The organism is Cellulosimicrobium sp. CpK407 (assembly GCF_051844275.1).
In the GTDB taxonomy this organism is placed as follows: Bacteria; Actinomycetota; Actinomycetes; order Actinomycetales; family Cellulomonadaceae; genus Cellulosimicrobium; species Cellulosimicrobium cellulans_G.
The window spans coordinates 106,062-125,105 of the sequence record NZ_JBGNYC010000006.1; the positions used below are offsets into that span (position 1 = coordinate 106,062).

A 19,044-nucleotide genomic window follows, 5' to 3' on the forward strand; every position below is an offset into this window, starting at 1 on the left:
CGGGTCAGCTCGCGAGCTCCCGCGCGGGCGTCCACGACCCGATCGTCGCGGTCCCGCCGCCGAGCAGGTCGAGGCCGTCCCCGACGCCGGGGATCCCCGCGAGCCCGACGACGGACTCGGGGTCGCCCGGCTGCGGGGCCACGAGCAGCGTCGTGACGAGCGGCGGGTCGTCGGCCGTCGACCCGCCGCGCCACGAGAGCGCGGCCCAGGCCGTGGCGCCGGGTGCGAGCGTGAGCGGGGCGAGGCCGTCGTCGTCCGGCTCGAGGAGCACGTCCGTCTCCGAGCCGTCGTCGGCGACGAAGCGGAGCGCGGGCGGTCCCGCGAGGACGCACTCCGCGGTGCCGTCGTTGCGGGCCGTGACGGTGAGGAACCGGCGCCCCGCCGCGGCGTCGAACCCCAGGGCCCCGAGCGCGAGGTCGCCGGGCGCGCACGCGCCCGCGGGGCGCGCCCCGGCGCCCGGCGCCACCCCCGCGACGAACCCGGAGCGCGTCGCGGACGCGCCGCCGTCGGTCGAGCCGTGGACCTGGTACGCGAGCACCGGGCCGGAGTAGGCCGCGCCGTCGAGCGTGCGCGCGACGACGGCCGCGTCGCCCGAGGTGATCACCGTGAGCAGGGGGTCCTGCGGGAACGTGTCACGGACGGCGTCGTGCACGACCTGCGTCACGCCGGGCTCCGCGGCGACGTCGGCCAGGAGCGTGAGCAGGGCGTCGTCGGGGACGGTCAGCCCGTCGCCGTCGTAGGTGCCGACACCGGAGCCCTGGACGCCGAGGCTCGTCAGCCCTCGACCTTCGGCCCGCACGAGCGCGGCGACGGGGACGAGGTCGTCGGCCGAGCGGACGTCGACCGAGGCGGCGCCCGGGGCGAGGTACACGCGCCGCACGGAGTCGTGGGCGACGAGGCGGACCGCGTCGGCGACGGCGTCGGCACCGAGGAGGTCGGGGCGCGGCTCCCCGGTGGCTGGGTCGACGCCGGGGACGGAGGCCGCCCCCGGGCCGTGCTCGACGGCGAGCGTCCCGCCGCCCGCGTCCGTGCCCTCGACCCGGAGCGACCACGCGCCGCCGCCGGGCACCGCGGCGACGATCGCGCTCGCGTCCCTGGCGGTGCGCTGCGCGACCTCGGGGGAGGGGAGCGGGGTCACGAGCGTGATCTCGGCCGACGTGCCCACCCGCCCGTTCGTCTGCACGTCCTCGACGCCCGGCAGGGCGAGCAGGAGCGCGGTCATGTCCTCGACCCCGTGCTCCGGGTCGCCGGGTGCGGGCGACGTCGCCGTCGACCCGTCCGGTGGTGACGACGGGAGCGCGGCCGGTCCGTCCGCCACGGCCGCGTCGAGGACCGCGGGGGCGAGGAGCGCGGCGACGACTGCGAGGCCCACGCCGGCGACCGACGCGACGACGGCGACCGTGCTCCGCGGGACCCGGGTCGCGTTCTCCGGCGGAGCTACGTCGGTACCGTCCGTCGTCGGTGCGGTGCGCTCGTCGTCCACGGCCGAGACGCTACCCACGCGGACGCCGCGACGTGGCCGCACCGACGCGGTCTGCGCGGGCTCGCCGCGGGGTCTTCACATGCGTCCCGCGCCGGAGGGACGAGCGGCGGCGGGACGGGTGCAGGGTCCCTTCCGAATCGGTCTTTCAGCCCATCGGGGGACCTGCCGGGCGCCGCTCCATAGCAGGACTCCTGGATGCCGGCAACATCTGGCATGATCCGGCCATGACAGTGAGGACGGCCGCCGAGCTCGCGGCGGTCGACGACCCTGCGTGGCCGACGCTCTCCCGCATGCTCGGGCGCGGCGGCGTGGAGGTCGTGCCGGCACCCGCGTGGTCGCTCGAGGTCCTCTACCGGCTCCAGGTCACCGTCCGCTCGACGCTGGGCGCGCTCGCGCTCCACACGGGCGGGGTCGTCGTCGACGGCGGGTGGCTGCGGATCATCGGCGGGGGTGGCGCGGGACTGCCCGACCTCGCCACCGTCAACGGGCTCGGCGAGCCGGGGGAGCACAGCGTCGCGCCGTCGGTCCTCGTCGTCGCGTACGACGTGCTGGGCGGCACCTTCGCGATCAACGGCGGCGGGCTCCCGGGGCAGCTCGGCAACGTCAACTACTTCGCGCCCGACTCGCTCTCGTGGGTCGACCTCGGGTTCGGCCAGGCTGCGTTCCTCGAGTGGGCGGTGAGCGGTGGGACGACGGAGTTCTACGCCACGGTCCGCTGGCCCGGCTGGTACGACGAGGTCGGGACGGTCCGGCTCGACGAGGGGCTGAGCCTCTACCCGCCGCTGTGGTCCGAGGAGGGGCGCGACGTCGCGCGGTCGTCGCGCACCCCCGTCCCGCTCGGCGAGCTGGTCGACTGGCACTTCGAGATGGCCGAGCGCATGACGCCGGTCGACGACTACGTGCGCGACGCCGACGAGCACCTCGACGGCTACGGGGGCTGGCCGGCCGGGGACTTCCGGCCGTAGCCGGTCAGGGCCACCAGGGTCGGGCGTCGTCGAGCAACCCCGACGGCACCGTGCCGAGCTTGTCCGGGTTGCGGACGATGTCGAGGGCCGCGATGCGCCCGTCCACGAGCGTGAACGCCAGGACGGTGAGCACCCCCGAGCCGTCGACGAGCGCGAGCCCGGGGCGGCCGTTGACGTCGACGGCGCCCGCGCCGCGCGGCCGGTTGCGCAGGTAGGAGAGCAGGACCTCCCCGACCGTCGAAGCCCCCTGGACCGGGTGGCGCAGCGCGCGGACCTTGCCGCCGCCGTCGCCCCGGAGGGTCACGTCGGGGTCGAGCAGGCCGAGCAGTCCCGGCAGGTCGTCGCCCGCGCACGCCGCGACGAACGCCTCGACGACGCGCTCCTGCTCGGCGCGCGACGTCCGGCCGCGCGGGCGCCCCGCCTCGACGTCCTTGCGGGCGCGCGACGCGAGCTGGCGCACCGCCGCGGGCGAGCGCCCGACGACGTCGCCCACCTCCTCGAACGGCAGCCCGAACACGTCGTGCAGCACGAACGCGACGCGCTGCGCGGGGGAGAGGCGTTCGAGCACGACGAGCAGCGCCATGCTCACCTCCTCGTCGAGCGTGACCCGCTCGGCCGGGTCGGTGGCACCGGCCGTCGCCTCCACGGAGGACGCGACGGGGGAGCGCGCGCCGGGCGCGGTGACGACGGGCTCGGGCAGCCACGTCCCGACGTAGCGCTCGCGCCGAACGCGCGCGCTGCCGAGCACGTCGAGCGCGAGGCGCCCGACGGTCGTCGTGAGCCACGCCGCGAGGTTGCGGATCGACGCCGGGTCCTGGGTGCGCAGGCGCAGCCACGCGTCCTGGACGCAGTCCTCGGCGTCCGACCACGACCCGGTGGTCGCGTAGGCGAGGCGCAGGAGGCGCGGACGCTCGGCCTCGAAGGCGTGCGCGAGGTCGTCGGTGCTCATCGCGCGGCCGTCGCGGCGGGCTGGGCGGCGAGCCAGTCGCGGAAGGTCGTCGTGCCGCGCGCGTCGGGGTGCGGGTCGGTGAGGCCGCCCGCGCGCAGCGCCCGCCCGAGCTTCCCGGGCAGCGGGACGCGGACCGGGAGCGCCCGCGAGCCGGTCGCCGCGCGCCAGGCGCGCGCCGCGTCCCGCAGATCGAGCACCTCGGGCCCGGCGATGGTCGTGGTGCCGCGCAGCGGCTCGCGCTCCGCGGCGTCGGCGACGGCCGAGGCCGCGTCCCGCGCCGCCACCGGCTGGACCGGGGCACGCAGCAGCGGCACGACGCCACGTCGTGCGGCGCCGGCGAGCGTCCCGGCGACGAACTCGTGGAACTGCGTCACCGCGACGACGGTCCACGGGACGGCGCCGGCGGCGACCGCCCGCTCCTGCTCGACCTTCACGCCGTAGTAGGCCATCGGCACATCGTGGCACCCGACGATCGAGACGAGCACGTGGTGCCGCACCCCGGCGTCGTGTTCGGCCGCGAGCAGCCGGCGCGTCCCGTCGACGAGCGTCGCCCGCGCGTCCGTCGTGGACGACGACGCGTTGCTCGCGTCCACGACCACGTCCACCCCGGCGAGCGCGGCCGGGAGCCCGGCGCCCGTCCGGAGGTCGACGGCGTACCGCTCCGCGTGCCGGCTCAGCGCGCGCACCTCGTGCCCGCGCGCGGTCAGCGCCGCGACGACGTGCCGGCCGATCGTCCCTGTCCCACCTGTCACTGCGATCCTCATGCCCGTACGACGCCGCAGCGCCCCCGGTTGTGACATCTGGCCGGACGGGAGTACCGATCCGCTAGTTGTATACAAGTGCGCAGGGCGTGTGGCACGATGGCCGGGTGACGACGACGCCCGACCTGCGCGCCGCCGTCGGGCAGGCCGCGACGGCCCCCGGCGACGCGGGCCTCGCGCGCCGCCAGTCCGGCGCCCGCGCGGTCTACGACCTCCTGCGCGGCCGCATCATCGACGGGTCCCTCGCGCCCGACGCACGCCTCACCGAGCCCGTGCTGTCCGCCGAGCTCGGCGTCTCCCGGACCCCCGTGCGCGAGGCGCTGCGCCTGCTCCAGGCGGAGGCGCTCGTCGTCGAGCTGCCGACCGGGGGCGTGCGCGTCGCGCCGCTGGACGTCGCGGACGCGCGCCGCGTCTACGACGTGCGCGCGCGCCTCGAGGGCCTCCTCGCCCGGGACGCGTGCGAGCGCGCCACGCCCGACGACGTCGCCCGCCTCGTCCGGCTCGTGACCCTCATGGACGCGGTGCGGGACCACGAGGACGAGGTGCTGCGCGTCGGCGCCCAGTTCCACGGCGAGATCGAGGCGCTCGCCGACAACCGCTGGGGGTCGGCGCTCCTGCGCCAGATCCGCGGCCACGTCGACCGGTACCGCGCGCTCGCCGCGCGCCGCCGCGTCGGCACCACCGACCACGTCGACGAGCACCGCGCCGTCGCCGACGCGATCGCGAGCCGGGACCCGGCCGCGGCCGAGGCCGCGATGCGGGCCCACATCGAGCGCAGCGCCGCCCTCGCCGAGCAGTCGCTGCGCGGCGCGGGGTCGGCGCCCGACGACCTCCCCTGACCACCGCCCACCGCACGACGGAGACACCGATGCCGTACACCCACCACCTGCGCGTCTACCCCAGCGCGGAGCCGCTCGACCGCACCGACCAGCTCGCGTGGAAGCTCGCCGAGCTCGCGACCGATCCCGTCGAGGTCACGCCCGAGGTCGTCGACATGGTGATCAACCGGGTCATCGACAACGCGGCCGTCGCCGCGGCCAGCCTCACGCGCGGCCCCGCGGTCGCGGCGCGCGGCCAGGCGCTCGCGCACCCCTACACCCCGGGCGCGACGGTGTTCGGCTGCGGCCTCGACACCCGCACGAGCCCCGAGTGGGCGGCGTGGGCGAACGGCGTCGCGGTGCGCGAGCTCGACTTCCACGACACGTTCCTCGCCGCCGAGTACTCCCACCCGGGCGACAACATCCCGCCCATCCTCGCCGTCGCGCAGCACGCCGGGTCCGACGGCGCCGCGGTCGTCCGCGCGATCGCGACCGGCTACGAGATCCAGGTCGACCTCGTCCGCGCGATCAGCCTGCACCGGCACAAGATCGACCACGTCGCGCACCTCGGGCCGTCGGCCGCGGCGGGCATCGGGACGCTGCTCGGCCTCGACACCGAGACGGTGTTCCAGGCGATCGGCCAGGCCCTGCACACGACGACGGCCACGCGCCAGTCCCGCAAGGGACAGATCTCCACGTGGAAGGCGCACGCCCCGGCGTTCGCGGGCAAGGTCGCGGTCGAGGCCGTCGACCGGGCGATGCGCGGCCAGACGTCGCCCGAGCCGATCTACGAGGGCGAGGACGGCGTCGTCGCGTGGCTGCTCGACGGCCCGGACGCGGCGTACGACGTCGTGCTCCCGGCCCCCGGCGAGCCGAAGACCGCGATCCTCGACACCTACACCAAGGAGCACTCCGCGGAGTACCAGTCCCAGGCGCTCATCGACCTCGCCCGCGCGCTGCACGACGAGCACCCGTGGCTCGCCGACCCCGAGAACGTCGCGTCGATCGTCATCCACACGAGCCACCACACCCACTACGTGATCGGCTCCGGCGCGAACGACCCGCAGAAGTACGACCCGACGGCGTCGCGCGAGACGCTCGACCACTCGATCCCGTACATCTTCGCGGTCGCGCTGCAGGACGGCGGCTGGCACCACGTCGACTCGTACACCCCCGAGCGCGCGGGCCGCCCCGACACCGTCGCGCTGTGGGCCAAGGTCACGACGGCCGAGGACCCCGAGTGGACGCGTCGCTACCACTCGACCGACCCGGCCGAGAAGGCGTTCGGCGGGCGCGTGGAGATCGAGCTGGCCGACGGTGGCCGCCTCGTCCGCGAGATCGCCGTCGCCGACGCGCACCCGCTCGGGGCGCGGCCGTTCGGGCGCGAGCAGTACGTCAAGAAGTTCCGCACGCTCGCGGCCGACGTCCTCGAGGACGCCGAGATCGAGCGCTTCCTCGACCTCGCGCAGCGGCTCCCGTCGCTCACGGCGGACGAGGTGCGCGAGCTGACGATCGTCGGCCGCCCGGGGCTGCTCGACTCCGTCCCCACCCCGACCGGGTTGTTCGAGCTCGGACGCGACGAGGTCGGCGGGGCGCGCGCCGAGTTCGAGGGGGAGGGCTTCACCATGCACGAGGCGCCCGACGCCGCGGCGCAGCCGGGCGGACCGGGTGACCCTGCGGCGTCGGGCACCACGACCACCGAGGGAGAGGCGCGCTGATGCTGTACAGCCAGGTGACGCCGTCGGACAAGCGGCGCGCGTTCCGCGCGGCGCTCGACACCGCGGCGACCACGGGGGAGCCGCTGCGGCTCCCGGGCGCGTTCAACCCGCTGTCCGCGCGCCTGATCCAGGACAAGGGCTTCGAGGGCGTGTACGTGTCGGGGGCCGTGCTGTCGGCCGACCTCGGCCTGCCCGACATCGGCCTCACGACCCTCACCGAGGTCGCGGGGCGCTCGCAGCAGATCGCGCGCGTCACCGACCTGCCCGCGCTCGTCGACGCCGACACCGGCTTCGGCGAGCCGATGAACGTCGCGCGCACCGTCCAGGCGCTCGAGGACGCGGGCGTGGCAGGCGCGCACGTCGAGGACCAGGTCAACCCCAAGCGGTGCGGCCACCTCGACGGCAAGGAGGTCGTCGGGCTCGACGAGGCGGCGAAGCGCGTGCGGGCGGCCGCCGACGCGCGCCGCGACCCCGGCTTCCTGATCATGGCGCGCACCGACGTCCGCGGCACGATCCCCGGCGACGCCGGGCTGCGCGCCGCGATCGACCGCGCCAAGGCGCTCGTCGACGCGGGCGCCGATGCGATCTTCCCCGAGGCCATGAAGGACCTGTCGGAGTTCGAGGCCGTCGCGTCAGCCGTGGACGTGCCCGTGCTCGCCAACATGACCGAGTTCGGCAAGTCCGAGCTCTTCACGCGCCGCCAGCTCGGCGACGCCGGCGTGCGGCTGATCATCTACCCCGTCACGCTCCTGCGGGTCGCGATGGGCGCGGCCGAGCGCGCGCTCGACGAGATCGCCGCGACCGGCACCCAGGCGGGGCAGGTCGAGAGCATGCAGACGCGCGCGCGGCTCTACGAGCTGCTCGACTACGCCGCCTACAACACCTTCGACGAGGGCATCTTCACCTACCGGCCCTGACCACCGGCCGGTGCCGCGAGCCCGTCGGCCGCGGCACCGGCATCTCCCCGCGACCCGTGCTGCACGAAGGAGTGACCGCATGACCACCTCCCCGACCACCACCGAGGGGCCCGAGATCCGCAAGGGGCTCGCGGGCGTCGTCGTCGACGTCACCGCGATCTCGAAGGTCAACCCCGACACGAACTCGCTCCTCTACCGCGGCTACCCGGTGCAGGACCTCGCCGCCCGGCGCAGCTTCGAGGAGGTCGCGTACCTCCTGTGGCACGGCGAGCTCCCGACGTCCGAGCAGCTCGCCGAGCAGACCGCCGTCGAGCGCACGCACCGCGCGCTGCCCGGCAACGTGCGCAACGCGATCCTCGAGCTCCCGACGACGTGCCACCCCATGGACGTCGTCCGCACCGCGATCTCCCAGCTCGGCGCGCACGACCCCGACGCCGAGGACTCGTCTCCCGAGGCCGAGCAGGCCAAGGCGGTCCGCCTGTGGGCCGTGCTGCCCGGCGCCGTCGCGCTCGACCAGCGCCGCCGTCGCGGGCAGCAGATCGTCGAGCCGCGCGACGACCTCTCCTACGCCGAGAACTTCCTGTGGATGACGTTCGGCGAGGAGCCCGGGCCCGCCGTGGTGCGCGCGTTCGAGGTGTCGATGGTGCTGTACGCCGAGCACTCGTTCAACGCGTCCACGTTCACGGCGCGCGTCATCACGTCCACGCTGTCCGACCTGCACTCCGCCGTGACGGGCGCCGTCGGCGCGCTCAAGGGCCCGCTCCACGGCGGCGCGAACGAGGCCGTCATGGCGACCTTCGCCGAGATCGGCACCGCCGACCGCGCCGAGGCCTGGCTCGACGACGCGCTCGCCCACAAGCGCAAGATCATGGGCTTCGGGCACCGCGTCTACAAGCACGGGGACTCGCGCGTCCCCACCATGCGCGCGACGCTCGACGACCTCGTCGCGCACTACGGCCGCCAGGACCTCCTCGACCTCTACACCGCGCTCGAGACCGCGATGACCGAGCGCAAGAACATCCTCCCCAACCTCGACTACCCGGCCGGCCCCGCCTACCACCTCATGGGCTTCGACACCCCGATGTTCACCCCGCTGTTCGTCGCCTCGCGCGTGGTGGGCTGGACCGCGCACGTCATGGAGCAGCGCGCCGCCAACGCCCTCATCCGCCCGCTCAGCGACTACGTCGGCCCGGAGCAGCGCGACCTCCCCTGACCCTGACCCCCCGCCCTGCGCCGAACAGGTGGTCCTGGCGCGTCCCTTCCCCCCGGACGAGCCAGGACCACCTGCTCGAACGGCTGGGATCGCCTGGTCGGGGGCTCAGGGGCTCAGGGGCTCAGGGGCTCAGGAGACGAAGGACTCCAGGTCGGTGCGGTCGACCGGAGCGTCGCGGTGGATGAGGGCCTTGACGTCCTCCATGCGGTCCCAGACGTTGACGGCCATGCCGGCCTCGACGCGGTCGTCCTTGAGCCAGAACGCGACGAGCTCGCGGTCGGGGACCGAGCCGGAGACCACGACCTCGTCGTAGGCGTCGGGGCCGGCGACGAAGCCGAGGTACTCCATGCCGACGTCGTACTGGTCGGAGAAGAAGTACGGCAGCTCGGGGTAGGGGTCGGTCGCGCCGAGCATCGCGCGCGCGGCGTGCGGACCCTGGTTGAGGGCCGTCGCCCAGTGCTCGACGCGCACCGACCGCCCGTAGCGCGCGGACGGGACGCTCGCGATGTCGCCGGCGACGAAGACGTCGGGGTCGGTGGTCTGGAGCGTCGCGGAGGCGACGACGCCGCCCGTCGAGGAGTCGAGCGCGAGGCCCGCGTCCCGGGCGAGCCCGATGTTCGGGACCGCGCCGACGGCGACGAGCACGAGGTCGGCGTCGACGTGGGTCCCGTCGGCGAGGTCGACGCCCGTCGCGCGGCCGCCTGAGCCCGAGATGCCCGTGACCTGGGCGCGGCGGTGGAGGTGGACGCCGTGGTCGGCGTGGACCTGCCCGTACAGCTCGCCCATCTCCGGGCCGAGGACGCGCTCGAGCGGGTGCGTGCCGAGCCCGATCACCGTGACGTCCAGGCCGAGCGTGCGGGCCGACGCCGCGACCTCGAGCCCGATCCACCCGTCGCCGACGATGACGAGCCGCCCCGCGCCGCCGTCGTGGGCGGCGCGCAGCGCGGCGGCGAGCGCGTCGCTGTCGTCGAGCGTGCGCAGCTCGTGGACGTCGTCCAGGTCGAGGCCGGGCAGCGGGATCCGGCGCGGGGCCGATCCCGTGGCGAGCAGCAGCTTCTCGTACGGCAGGGTCCGGCCGTCGGCGAGGGACACGCTCCGGCCCGCGAGGTCGACGGCGGTCGCGTCGGTCCCGGTGAGGAGCTCGACGTCGTGCTCGGCGTACCAGTCCGCGGAGAGGGGGAACACCGACTCGCGCTCCGCCTCGCCGCGCAGGTAGTCCTTCGACAGCGGCGGCCGCTCGTACGGCCGGTGCCGCTCGCGCGCGACGACGGTCAGCCCGCCGTCGTAGCCCTCGTCGCGCAGCGTCTCGACGGCCTTCGCGGCGGCGAGCCCTCCTCCGACGACGACGTGACGTCCAGCGCTCATCAGAACCTCCGCGGTGACTCGGTGCCCCGGACTCGGGCGGACCGCCCCAGTCTCGCGCGATCGTGTGCGAGGTGCGAGGTGCGAGGTGCGAGGTGCGACGTGCGAGGTGCGGTGGCAGGTGCGGGCACGGCCCTGGGCGTGGCGCACGCCGGTTCGCGCCGCCGCGCCGTGGCAGCGTTCATGCGTTTCGCGTGACGCCCCGTGCGGTGCGCACGGGCAGGCTGTCCACGACAGCACCGTCGTGCACCGCGCGGCGGTCCCCGCGCGGAGGAGGTGCCGTGAGCATCGTCGTCGGCGCGATCGTGACCGCCGTCGTCGTCGCCGTGGCGGTCGCGACGATGCTGCTCGTCCGGCGGCGTGCACCGGCCGGCAGCCGGTTCAGCGACGGCGACCGGGCGTCCGGGGTCTTCGGGGTGGTTGCCACGGGCTTCTCCGTGCTCCTGGGCTTCATCGTCTTCCTCGCCTTCGAGTCCTACGACGAGGCGAGGAGCGGCGCCGAGGCCGAGGCGCGGATCGTCGTGCAGCAGCTGGAGACCGCGCAGTTCTTCGCCCCCGACGACGCGGCGCGGCTCTCCGGTGAGCTCGTCTGCTACGCCCGGTACGTCGTCGCGAACGAGTGGGAGCAGATGGCGGACGGCGAGCTCGGCGAGGCCGTCAACCCGTGGGGGGTCGCGCTCTACCGGACCGTGCGCGACGTCGTCCCCGCGTCGGACACCCAGCAGTCCGCCTACGACCGGTGGATGGACCAGACCGCGGCCCGCGAGGACGCCCGCCAGTCCCGTGTGCACGGCGCGGAGGGCCTGATCCCGCTGCCGCTGTGGCTCGTCCTCTTCGTCGTCTCCGCGACCGTCTTCGTCTTCCTGCTCTTCTTCGCCGACTCCGCGGAGCGTGCCGCGACGCAGGGCCTGCTCATGGGCAGCGTCACGCTCGTCATCACGCTCCTGCTGTGCCTGCTCGCGTTCTTCGACCATCCGCACGGGCACCAGGTCGGCAAGCTGCAGCCGACGGCGATGGAGCGCACCCTCGTCCTCCTGGTGGGGGAGGCGGAGGCGGCGGGGGTGACGATCGACCCACCGTGCGACGCCGCCGGGACGGCGACCGGCCTCGGTGCGGGCCGGTCCTGAGGACGGGGCCTCTGTCGATGGACATGACGAAGGCCCGGAATCGTGGCGATTCCGGGCCTTCTGCCTGGTCGGGGTGACAGGATTTGAACCTGCGACCTCTTCGTCCCGAACGAAGCGCGCTACCAAGCTGCGCCACACCCCGGTTGCTCGTCCGCACGACGATCGACGAGGAGTCCTCGTCTTCCGCGCGGGAAGCCTGCTCAGAATAGCCGACGAAGTGCCGTGCGACGAAACTCGATTCCCGTGACCCCGGCGACACCCGGTGCGCGCCCTCGCGGTGAGGGCGCGCGCACCGCGGTCAGCGTGCCGTCAGGGTGAGCAGCGTCGCCTCGGGTCGGCACGCGAACCGCACCTGCGCGTACGGCGAGGTGCCCGCTCCGGCGGAGACGTGGAGCCACGTCGAGTCCTCGCCGCCCGGTGCGTCGGGCCGCGCCCCGGGCCAGCCGTGCAGGCCCTTGGCCCGCCGTCGGTCGATGTCGCAGTTCGTGACGAGCGCGCCGAACCCGGGCACGCAGAGCTGCCCGCCGTGGGTGTGGCCCGCGAGGATCAGCTCCGCGGCGTCGTCGTGCATGGCGTCCAGGACGCGCCGGTACGGGGCGTGCGTGACCCCGACGCGGAGCACCGGTCCGTCGCTCGACGGCGCCTCGGGGCCGTCGTGGCGGCCGTCCGGCGCGGTGGGCGCCGGGAAGACGTCCCGGTCGAGGTGGGGGTCGTCCACGCCGACGAGGTCGAGGCGGACGCCGCCGACCTCGAGGACGTCGCGACGGTTCGTGAGGTCGACCCAGCCCGCGTCACGCATCGCCGCGGCGAGCTCGCCCGCGGGCAGCAGGCGTGCCTGGGACGCGAACGGCACGCGCGCGTCCGGCAGGAGGTACCGCGCCGGGTTCTTGGGGACGGGCGCGTAGTAGTCGTTCGACCCCATGACGAAGGCTCCGGGAGCCGACAGCAGCGGCTCGAGCGCGTGCAGCAGGGGTTCGAGCGAGTCGACGTGCGCGAGGTTGTCGCCCGTGTCGACGACGAGGTCCGGCTCGAGCTCGGCGAGCGAGCGCACCCACTCGATCTTGCGCCGCTGGCTGGGGACCAGGTGGAGGTCCGAGACGTGGAGCACCCGCAGGTCGGGCGTGCCGGCGGGCAGCACGGGCACGGTCACCCGGCGGAGCGTGAAGAGCTTGGTCTCGACGTGCGCGTACGCGACGCCCGCCAGGCCGACTGCGGCGAGCGCACCGAGCCCGCGCAGGGCCCGGCGCGGGCCGACGGCGCTCAGCCGTTCCCCCCGCCGCCGAGGTTGCCGAACCACTCGCCGAGGTCGACGTCGTCGCGGCCGGCCCCGTTCCCGCGGTCACCGCGGTCGCCACGACCTCCGCCGGCGTCGGCGTCGGGGGCGTCGCCGCCGCCCTGGTCGCCGCCGCCCTGGTCACCACCCTGGCCGCCGCCCTGGTCGCCGCCACCCTCGGGGGTCGTCGGCGCCGTGGGGGGCGGGGCGGGGGCGTTGATCCGCTTCCAGTCCGGGTCGGCGAAGCCCGGGGCGGGCTGGCCGGCGAGGATCTGGTTCATGTAGTCGCGCCAGGTCGGCGCGGCCAGGCTCGAGCCGTACCAGTAGGGGCGGGTCTTCCCGTTGATCGTGAAGCGCCCGTTCATCGGGACGTCGCTCTCGGCGTTGCCGATCCACACGGCGGTGACGACCTGCGGGGTGTACCCGATGAACCACGTGTGCGTGTTGTTGTTCGCCGTGCCGGTCTTGCCGGCGGCAGGACGCCCGTCGGCGAGACCGTTGCCGCGCCCGGAGCCCTGCGTGAGCACCTGCTGCAGCGCGTAGGTGACCGTGTTCGCGACCGTCGGGTCGATGGCGTTGGGCTGGCAGTTCGCGGACGGCACCGGGAGCTCCTGGCCGTCGGAGTCGAGGACCTTGGTGATCGCGACGGGCGAGCAGTACGTGCCGCCGCTCGCGAACGTCGCGTACGCCGCGGCCATCTGCAGCGGGGAGGAGTTCTGGGTGCCGAGGATCATCGACGCGTTGATGTCGATGTTGCCCTCGTCCCGGAGCATCGACGGCTGGAACCCGGCGGCCTTCGCGGTGGTCGCGATGCCGCACAGGTCGAGCTGGCTCGCCATCGTGGTGTACGCGGTGTTGACGGAGTTGTACGTCGCCTTGAGGACCGACATCGACCCGCTGCCGGGCCCGTCGGAGTTCGCGGGGGTCCACTTCTCGTTCCCGAGCCGCGTGCAGCTCGCGTGGAAGTCGCGGTTGATCGTCCAGGTGCGCTTGTTGGCGCTCACGGTCTCGTAGAGCGAGTGCCCCTGGTTGAGCCACTCGGCGAGCACGAACGGCTTCCACGTCGAGCCGGGGGAGAACCCGTTGGACGACCCGTGGGCCTGGTCGACGCTGTAGTTGACCGCCGTCGTGTTCGGCGCGGGCTCCTGGGTGTTGTCGAACGCGCGGTTCTGCGCCATCGCGAGGATCTTGCCGGTCCCCGGCTCGACGGTGACGATCGCGTCCTCGATCTGGCTCGGGTCGTCCGCCGGGACCGCCGCCGAGGCGTGCTGCTCTGCCGCTGCCTGCATGGCGGGGTCGAGCGTCGTGTAGATGTCGAGGCCGCCGCGGTAGAGCAGCGTCTGGCGCTCCTCCTTGGTCTCGCCGAACACCGGGTCGGACATGATGATCTTCGTGACGTAGTCGCAGAAGAACGCCGATCCGCCGGATGCCTGGCAGCCCGCCTCGAGCGGCTGGACGGAGAGCGTCTCGGCGATCGGACGGGCGCGGCCCGTGTCGTACTCCTCCCGGGTGATGTACCCCTGCTGGTACATCTGGTTGAGCACGATGTCGCGACGCTTCTGGGCGTTCTCCGGCTCCGTGGTCGGGTCGTACGTCGACGGCGCCTTGGTGATCCCCGCGATCGTCGCGGCCTCGACGTAGTCGAGATCGATCGCGCTCTTGTTGAAGTAGTGCCGCGCCGCCGTCTCCACGCCGTAGACCGAGCGGCCGAACTGCGCGATGTTGAGGTACCCCTGGAGGATCTCCTCCTTGGTCATCTTCTTCTCGAGCGCGATGGCCAGCTTGGCCTCGCGCGCCTTGCGCCCGAGCGACTTCTCGTTGGCCTCGTAGAGCGCCATGGTGTCGTTCTCGCGGACCGCCTGCTCGATGAGCACGTTCTTCACGTACTGCTGCGTGAGCGTCGAGGCGCCCTGGGTGTCGCCGCCCGTGATGTTGTTGACGACCGCGCGGGGGAGACCCTCGACGTCGACGCCGCCGTGGTCCCAGAAGCGCTTGTCCTCGATCGCGATGACCGCGTTCTTCATCGCGTCCGAGACCTGGTCCAGCGGGACCACGATGCGGTTCTCGGTGTAGAACGTCGCGAGGCGCGTCGTGCCGTCGTTGGCGTAGATGCGCGACTGCTCGGACAGCGGGCCCGGCTCGAGGTCCGCCGGCAGCTCGTCGAACACCTCGACGGCGGTGTCGGTCGCCGTGTTCGCCCCGGCGGCGAGCGGGACGAGCAGTCCGGCCGCGAGGACGCCGCCGACGCCGGAGACCAGCACGAACGCCAGGAAGAGGGCGACGAGCTGGTACGCGTTGATCTGCCGGCCGCGAGGACGCACAGGGGAAGCCATGGTGCCAACCCTACGGGAGCGACCCTGGGAGGGCCCCGGGATCCCGGGGCTCGCGGGTGTGCGGGTTGTGTAAGCATCCCGCGGCGGTGCTCGCGGGTGATGCCCGCGGCGTCCGACTACGCTCGCCCCATGGCAACCACGTGGGAGTACGCGACCATCCCCCTCATCATCCACAACACCAAGGCCGTCCTCGACCAGTGGGGCTCCGACGGCTGGGAGCTCGTCCAGGTCGTCACGGGCCCCGACGGCAACGGCCTCGTCGCCTACCTCAAGCGCCCGACCGGGGAGAAGTAGTGGCGGGGTTCCCCGCCGGGACGATCGCCGCGCGCCTGACGGAGCTCGGCCTCGCCCTCCCGCCGGTGGCGGCGCCCGTCGCGGCCTACGTGCCCGCCGTGCGTTCGGGCCGGTACGTCCACACGTCGGGCCAGCTCCCGTTCGTGGACGGCGCCCTGCCCGCGACGGGCAAGGTCGGCGACGGCGAGGGGCTCGTCCCGCCCACCGAGGCCGCAGCCCTCGCGCGGCAGTGCGCGCTCAACGCGATCGCCGCCGTGCACGACGTCGTCGGGAACCTCGACCAGGTCGCCCGCGTCGTGAAGGTCGTCGGGTTCGTCGCGAGCGACCCGTCGTTCACGGGTCAGCCCGGGGTGGTCAACGGCGCGAGCACCCTCCTCGGAGAGGTCTTCGGCGAGGCGGGCGTCCATGCCCGCAGCGCGGTCGGCGTCGCGGTCCTGCCGCTCGACGCCCCGGTCGAGGTCGAGATCGTCGTGGAGCTCGCGGAGTAGCTCCCTCTGCCGGCACGCGAACGGGGTCGGCGGCCAGGTCCTCGCGGACCCGGTCGCCGACCCCGTCCTCGTCGGTGCGGCGGTCAGCGCGCGCGGCGCTCCAGACGGTCCATGTCGAGCAGGACGACGGCCCGGCCCTCGCGGCGCACCCAGCCGCGCGTCGCGAAGTCGGCGAGCGCCTTGTTCACGGTCTCGCGCGACGCGCCGACGAGCTGCGCGAGCTCCTCCTGCGTGAGGTCGTGCGCGACGCGGATGCCCTCGTCCGTCTCCTCGCCGAAGCGCGTCGACAGGTCCAGGAGCGCCTTGGCGACGCGGCCCGGCACGTCGGAGAACACGAGGTCGGCCAGCGTCTCGTTCGTGCGGCGCAGCCGGCGCGCGAGGGCGTTGAGCAGGTGCTTGGCGACGCTCGGGTGCTTCTCGATCCACTCGACGAGCTGGTCGTGCCCGAGCTCGTAGATGACGGAGTCGGCGACGGAGCTCGCGGTGGCGGTGCGGGGGCCCGGGTCGAACAGAGAGAGCTCGCCGAACATCTCGCCGGGGCCGAGGATCGACAGGAGGTTCTCGCGGCCGTCGTTGGAGCGGCGCCCCAGCTTGATCTTGCCGCTCGCGATCACGTAGAGGCGGTCGCCCGGCTCGCCCTCGCGGAACAGCACGTCGCCGCGGGAGAGCTCGATCTGCTGCATCGACTCGAAGAGGGTGCGCGTCTCGTCCGCGTCCATCGTCGCGAACAGGGGGGCGGAGAGCACAACGTCGTCGTCCACGCGGGGTGTCCTATCGTCTCGTCCTCGGAAATGTTCCAGGACAAGTCTGCCCTACGGCTGCAACTCGGGTGTCGGGGGCGGCGGCTACGGTGGGTCCGTGACCACCACCGAGCCGGCCCGCACGGGGGCGCCGAAGCCCGAGTCGCACCTCGCCCTCGTCCGGCGGGCGCGCCGCACCAACCGCGAGCTCGCGGTCACCTATCCGGACGCGCACTGCGAGCTGGACTTCACGACGCCGCTCGAGCTGCTCGTCGCGACCGTCCTGTCCGCGCAAACCACGGACAAGCGCGTCAACCTCACGACCCCGGCGCTGTTCGCGCGCTACCCGGACGCCGCGGCGTACGCGGGCGCGGACCGGGAGGAGCTCGAGGAGCTGCTGCGCCCCACCGGGTTCTTCCGGGCCAAGGCGCAGTCGGTCATCGGCATCGGCCAGGCGCTCGTCGAGCGCTACGACGGCGAGGTGCCGGGACGCCTGGAGGACCTCGTGACCCTGCCGGGCGTGGGTCGCAAGACGGCGAACGTCGTGCTGGGCAACGCGTTCGGCGTGCCGGGGCTGACGGTCGACACCCACTTCGGCCGGCTCGTGCGCCGTCTCGGCTGGACCACCGAGGAGGACCCGGTCAAGGTCGAGCAGGTCGTCGGCGGTCTCATCGAGAAGTCGGAGTGGACGATGCTCTCGCACCGGCTGATCTTCCACGGCCGGCGGGTGTGCTTCGCGCGCAAGCCCGCGTGCGGCGCGTGCACGATCGCCCGCTGGTGCCCGTCCTTCGGCGTCGGCGAGGTCGACCCGGTCAAGGCGGCGAAGCTCGTCAAGACGAGCTGAGGTCCCCGGCTAGACCGCGCGCGGGAGCCAGTCGAGCAGCAGCTCCGTCACGGCGTCGGGCGCCTCCTCGGGGAGGTAGTGGCCGGCACCGTCCACGACCTCGAAGCGGAAGTCGCGGGCGAGCGCGGCGCCGTCTGCGTCCGCGAGGTCGCGTCGCACGAGGCCGTCCTCCTCGGCGTGGACCTGCAGCGCGGGGACGTCGATCGGGCGGCGGAGCGCGGCGAGGAAGCGACGGCCGTCCGGGCGAGGGGTCGAGCGCACCGCCCAGCGCAGCGACTCCATGGCGGTGTGCGCCGCGAACGGGATGCGCATGACCGTGCGGTACGTGTCGACGACGTCGGGCGCGAAGGGCGTGGCCGCCCCGGTCGCGAGCACCTCGGCCACGAGGTCGCCGCGGACGAGCGCGCGCTCGGGCAGCGTGGGCACCTGGTAGAACGCGAGCTGACGCAGCGCGGCGGGCGTGAGCAGACGGCGGGCGGAGGTGTGCAGCCGCGCGGGATGCGGCGCGGAGAACGCGGCGACGCCGGCCGTGACGGCGGGCTGGAGCGCAGCCATCGCCCAGGCGAGGCTTCCGCCCGTGCCGTGGCCCACGACGACGGCGCGTCCGGACCCGAGCGAGCGCACGACCCCCGCGATGTCGCGCGTGCGGGTCGGGGCGTCGTAGCCGATCGGCGGCTTGTCGGAGGCGCCGACGCCCCGGACGTCCATCGCGGCGATGCGGTAGCCCGCCGCGGCGAGCGGCTCGATCTGGTGGCGCCACGCCCACCAGAACTGCGGGAAGGAGTGGAGCAGGACGACGAGCGGCGGCCCGGGGTCCCGCACCCCGCGGTCCTCGGGACCGGCGAGCGCGACGTGGAAGCGCGCGCCGTTGGCCGGGACGAGCTCATGGCGCCAGGGGCCGTCGGGCAGCGCGGACGTGAAGTCGGAGGGGTCGGGCGTCACCCGGACGAACCTACCGGGGTCCCGGGCCCGCTGTCGGCCGACGACCCGGCGGTGCCCGCCCCGGCGTCCTCCGCCCCCTCGGCGGGGCGGCGGTCCTTCGGCGGGTCGAACCGGTACCCGACGTTGCGCACCGTCCCGATGAGCTGCTCGTGCTCGGGGCCGAGCTTGGCGCGCAGGCGCCGGACGTGGACGTCGACGGTCCGCGTGCCGCCGTAGTAGTCGTACCCCCACACCTCCTGGAGCAGCTGGGCGCGGGTGAACACGCGGCCGGGGTGCTGCACGAGGTACTTGAGGAGCTCGAACTCCTTGTAGGTGAGGTCGATGGGCCGGCCGCGCAGCCGTGCGGTGTAGCCGCTCGCGTCGATCGCGAGCTCGCCCGCCGCGATCTCCTGCGGACCGTCCTCGGCCGGGCCGCGCGCGGACCGCTCGACGACGAGGCGCAGCCGGGCCTCGACCTCCGCCGGGCCGGCGCCCTCCAGGAGGAGGTCGTCAGCCCCCCACTCCGCCGTGACGACGGTCAGGCCGCCCTCGGTGAGGACGAGCACGAGCGGGACGGTGAGCCCGGTGGCGTGCAGGAGGCGGCACGTGGTGCGGGCCGCGACGAGGTCGCGCCGCGCGTCGAGCAGCACGACGTCGGAGTCCGGGGCGTCGACGAGCGCCGACGGCTCCATGGGAAGGACTCGGATGCGGTGCGAGAGCAGGCCGAGGGCAGGCAGGACCTCGACAGAACCGCCTGTCGCGGGGGTGAGGATGAGCAGGTCTGCCATCCGGCACCTCCTTCCGGGTCGCGGGGCGCGGGCGGCGCCCCCGGGCGTCG

17 protein-coding genes, 1 tRNA gene and 1 pseudogene are annotated in these 19,044 nt (G+C 74.3%); 9 read left to right on the plus strand and 10 right to left on the minus strand.

Annotation, left to right across the window (positions count from 1 at the left end):
* Positions 1–4: 4 nt before the first annotated feature.
* Positions 5–1,483 carry a DUF4232 domain-containing protein gene (locus tag ABWU78_RS04800; RefSeq protein ID WP_439157707.1) on the minus strand — a complete coding sequence of 493 codons (1,479 nt, stop codon included), beginning with the start codon at positions 1,481–1,483 and terminating at the stop codon, positions 5–7.
* 224 nt (positions 1,484–1,707) lie between these two features.
* Here ABWU78_RS04800 and ABWU78_RS04805 point away from each other — a divergent pair, with 224 nt between their 5' ends.
* The gene (locus tag ABWU78_RS04805; protein ID WP_253053918.1) at positions 1,708–2,448 is read left to right on the plus strand and encodes a DUF2625 family protein; all 741 of its coding nucleotides are present in this window, start codon (positions 1,708–1,710) and stop codon (positions 2,446–2,448) included.
* A 4-nt stretch (positions 2,449–2,452) separates the two neighbouring features.
* On the opposite strand, the gene sigJ is transcribed toward ABWU78_RS04805, so the two are convergent.
* Positions 2,453–3,397: an RNA polymerase sigma factor SigJ gene (sigJ, locus tag ABWU78_RS04810; protein ID WP_439157708.1), complete on the minus strand. Its 945-nt coding sequence runs from the start codon at positions 3,395–3,397 to the stop codon at positions 2,453–2,455.
* Complete coding sequence (locus ABWU78_RS04815; RefSeq protein ID WP_439157709.1) at positions 3,394–4,149, minus strand: SDR family oxidoreductase; 756 nt, start codon at positions 4,147–4,149, stop codon at positions 3,394–3,396. Before ABWU78_RS04815 ends, sigJ begins: the two co-directional genes overlap by 4 nt.
* A gap of 116 nt (positions 4,150–4,265) precedes the next feature.
* Here ABWU78_RS04815 and ABWU78_RS04820 point away from each other — a divergent pair, with 116 nt between their 5' ends.
* The 4 genes and pseudogenes from ABWU78_RS04820 (at position 4,266) to ABWU78_RS04835 (ending at position 8,824) form a co-directional block, all read left to right on the plus strand.
* Positions 4,266–4,997 carry a GntR family transcriptional regulator gene (locus ABWU78_RS04820; RefSeq protein WP_253053912.1) on the plus strand — a complete coding sequence of 244 codons (732 nt, stop codon included), beginning with the start codon at positions 4,266–4,268 and terminating at the stop codon, positions 4,995–4,997.
* A gap of 29 nt (positions 4,998–5,026) precedes the next feature.
* A pseudogene (locus ABWU78_RS04825) lies at positions 5,027–6,541 on the plus strand (MmgE/PrpD family protein); the annotation flags it as partial.
* 152 nt (positions 6,542–6,693) lie between these two features.
* Entirely contained in the window at positions 6,694–7,611 is a 918-nt protein-coding gene (gene prpB / locus ABWU78_RS04830; protein ID WP_439157710.1) for a methylisocitrate lyase, read from the plus strand.
* Positions 7,612–7,690: 79 nt separating this feature from the next.
* Complete coding sequence (locus ABWU78_RS04835; RefSeq protein WP_439157711.1) at positions 7,691–8,824, plus strand: bifunctional 2-methylcitrate synthase/citrate synthase; 1,134 nt, start codon at positions 7,691–7,693, stop codon at positions 8,822–8,824.
* Positions 8,825–8,953: 129 nt separating this feature from the next.
* On the opposite strand, the gene ABWU78_RS04840 is transcribed toward ABWU78_RS04835, so the two are convergent.
* Positions 8,954–10,189 carry an NAD(P)/FAD-dependent oxidoreductase gene (locus tag ABWU78_RS04840; protein WP_439157712.1) on the minus strand — a complete coding sequence of 412 codons (1,236 nt, stop codon included), beginning with the start codon at positions 10,187–10,189 and terminating at the stop codon, positions 8,954–8,956.
* Positions 10,190–10,467: 278 nt separating this feature from the next.
* Here ABWU78_RS04840 and ABWU78_RS04845 point away from each other — a divergent pair, with 278 nt between their 5' ends.
* A complete protein-coding gene (locus tag ABWU78_RS04845) occupies positions 10,468–11,313 on the plus strand; it encodes a hypothetical protein (protein ID WP_439157713.1) in 846 nt (281 codons plus the stop codon).
* A 65-nt stretch (positions 11,314–11,378) separates the two neighbouring features.
* Here the strand turns inward: ABWU78_RS04845 and ABWU78_RS04850 are convergent.
* The 3 genes from ABWU78_RS04850 to ABWU78_RS04860 all read right to left on the minus strand — a co-directional run bounded on the left by ABWU78_RS04850 (position 11,379) and on the right by ABWU78_RS04860 (position 14,919).
* Positions 11,379–11,455 (minus strand) — tRNA-Pro (locus ABWU78_RS04850).
* Positions 11,456–11,611: 156 nt separating this feature from the next.
* Entirely contained in the window at positions 11,612–12,577 is a 966-nt protein-coding gene (locus tag ABWU78_RS04855; protein ID WP_439157722.1) for a metallophosphoesterase, read from the minus strand.
* On the minus strand, positions 12,574–14,919 hold the full coding sequence (locus tag ABWU78_RS04860) for a transglycosylase domain-containing protein (RefSeq protein ID WP_439157714.1): 2,346 nt from the start codon (positions 14,917–14,919) through the stop codon (positions 12,574–12,576). The genes ABWU78_RS04855 and ABWU78_RS04860 overlap by 4 nt, the downstream gene beginning before the upstream one ends.
* A 129-nt stretch (positions 14,920–15,048) precedes the next feature.
* On the opposite strand from ABWU78_RS04860, the gene ABWU78_RS04865 reads away from it, so the two are divergent.
* Together ABWU78_RS04865 and ABWU78_RS04870 are read left to right on the plus strand one after the other, a co-directional pair.
* Positions 15,049–15,213: a hypothetical protein gene (locus ABWU78_RS04865; protein ID WP_021481786.1), complete on the plus strand. Its 165-nt coding sequence runs from the start codon at positions 15,049–15,051 to the stop codon at positions 15,211–15,213.
* On the plus strand, positions 15,213–15,701 hold the full coding sequence (locus ABWU78_RS04870; protein WP_439157715.1) for a RidA family protein: 489 nt from the start codon (positions 15,213–15,215) through the stop codon (positions 15,699–15,701). The genes ABWU78_RS04865 and ABWU78_RS04870 overlap by 1 nt, the downstream gene beginning before the upstream one ends.
* An 83-nt stretch (positions 15,702–15,784) precedes the next feature.
* Here ABWU78_RS04870 and ABWU78_RS04875 read toward each other — a convergent pair whose 3' ends face one another.
* Positions 15,785–16,462 carry a Crp/Fnr family transcriptional regulator gene (locus ABWU78_RS04875; RefSeq protein WP_021481784.1) on the minus strand — a complete coding sequence of 226 codons (678 nt, stop codon included), beginning with the start codon at positions 16,460–16,462 and terminating at the stop codon, positions 15,785–15,787.
* A gap of 97 nt (positions 16,463–16,559) precedes the next feature.
* Here ABWU78_RS04875 and nth point away from each other — a divergent pair, with 97 nt between their 5' ends.
* Positions 16,560–17,285, plus strand: a complete 726-nt coding sequence (nth, locus tag ABWU78_RS04880; RefSeq protein WP_439157716.1) for an endonuclease III — start codon at positions 16,560–16,562, stop codon at positions 17,283–17,285.
* A 9-nt stretch (positions 17,286–17,294) separates the two neighbouring features.
* Here nth and ABWU78_RS04885 read toward each other — a convergent pair whose 3' ends face one another.
* Both ABWU78_RS04885 and ABWU78_RS04890 read right to left on the minus strand, forming a co-directional pair.
* On the minus strand, positions 17,295–18,227 hold the full coding sequence (locus ABWU78_RS04885; protein WP_439157717.1) for an alpha/beta fold hydrolase: 933 nt from the start codon (positions 18,225–18,227) through the stop codon (positions 17,295–17,297).
* Entirely contained in the window at positions 18,224–18,994 is a 771-nt protein-coding gene (locus tag ABWU78_RS04890; RefSeq protein ID WP_253053888.1) for a winged helix-turn-helix transcriptional regulator, read from the minus strand. The genes ABWU78_RS04885 and ABWU78_RS04890 overlap by 4 nt, the downstream gene beginning before the upstream one ends.
* Positions 18,995–19,044: the final 50 nt, after the last annotated feature.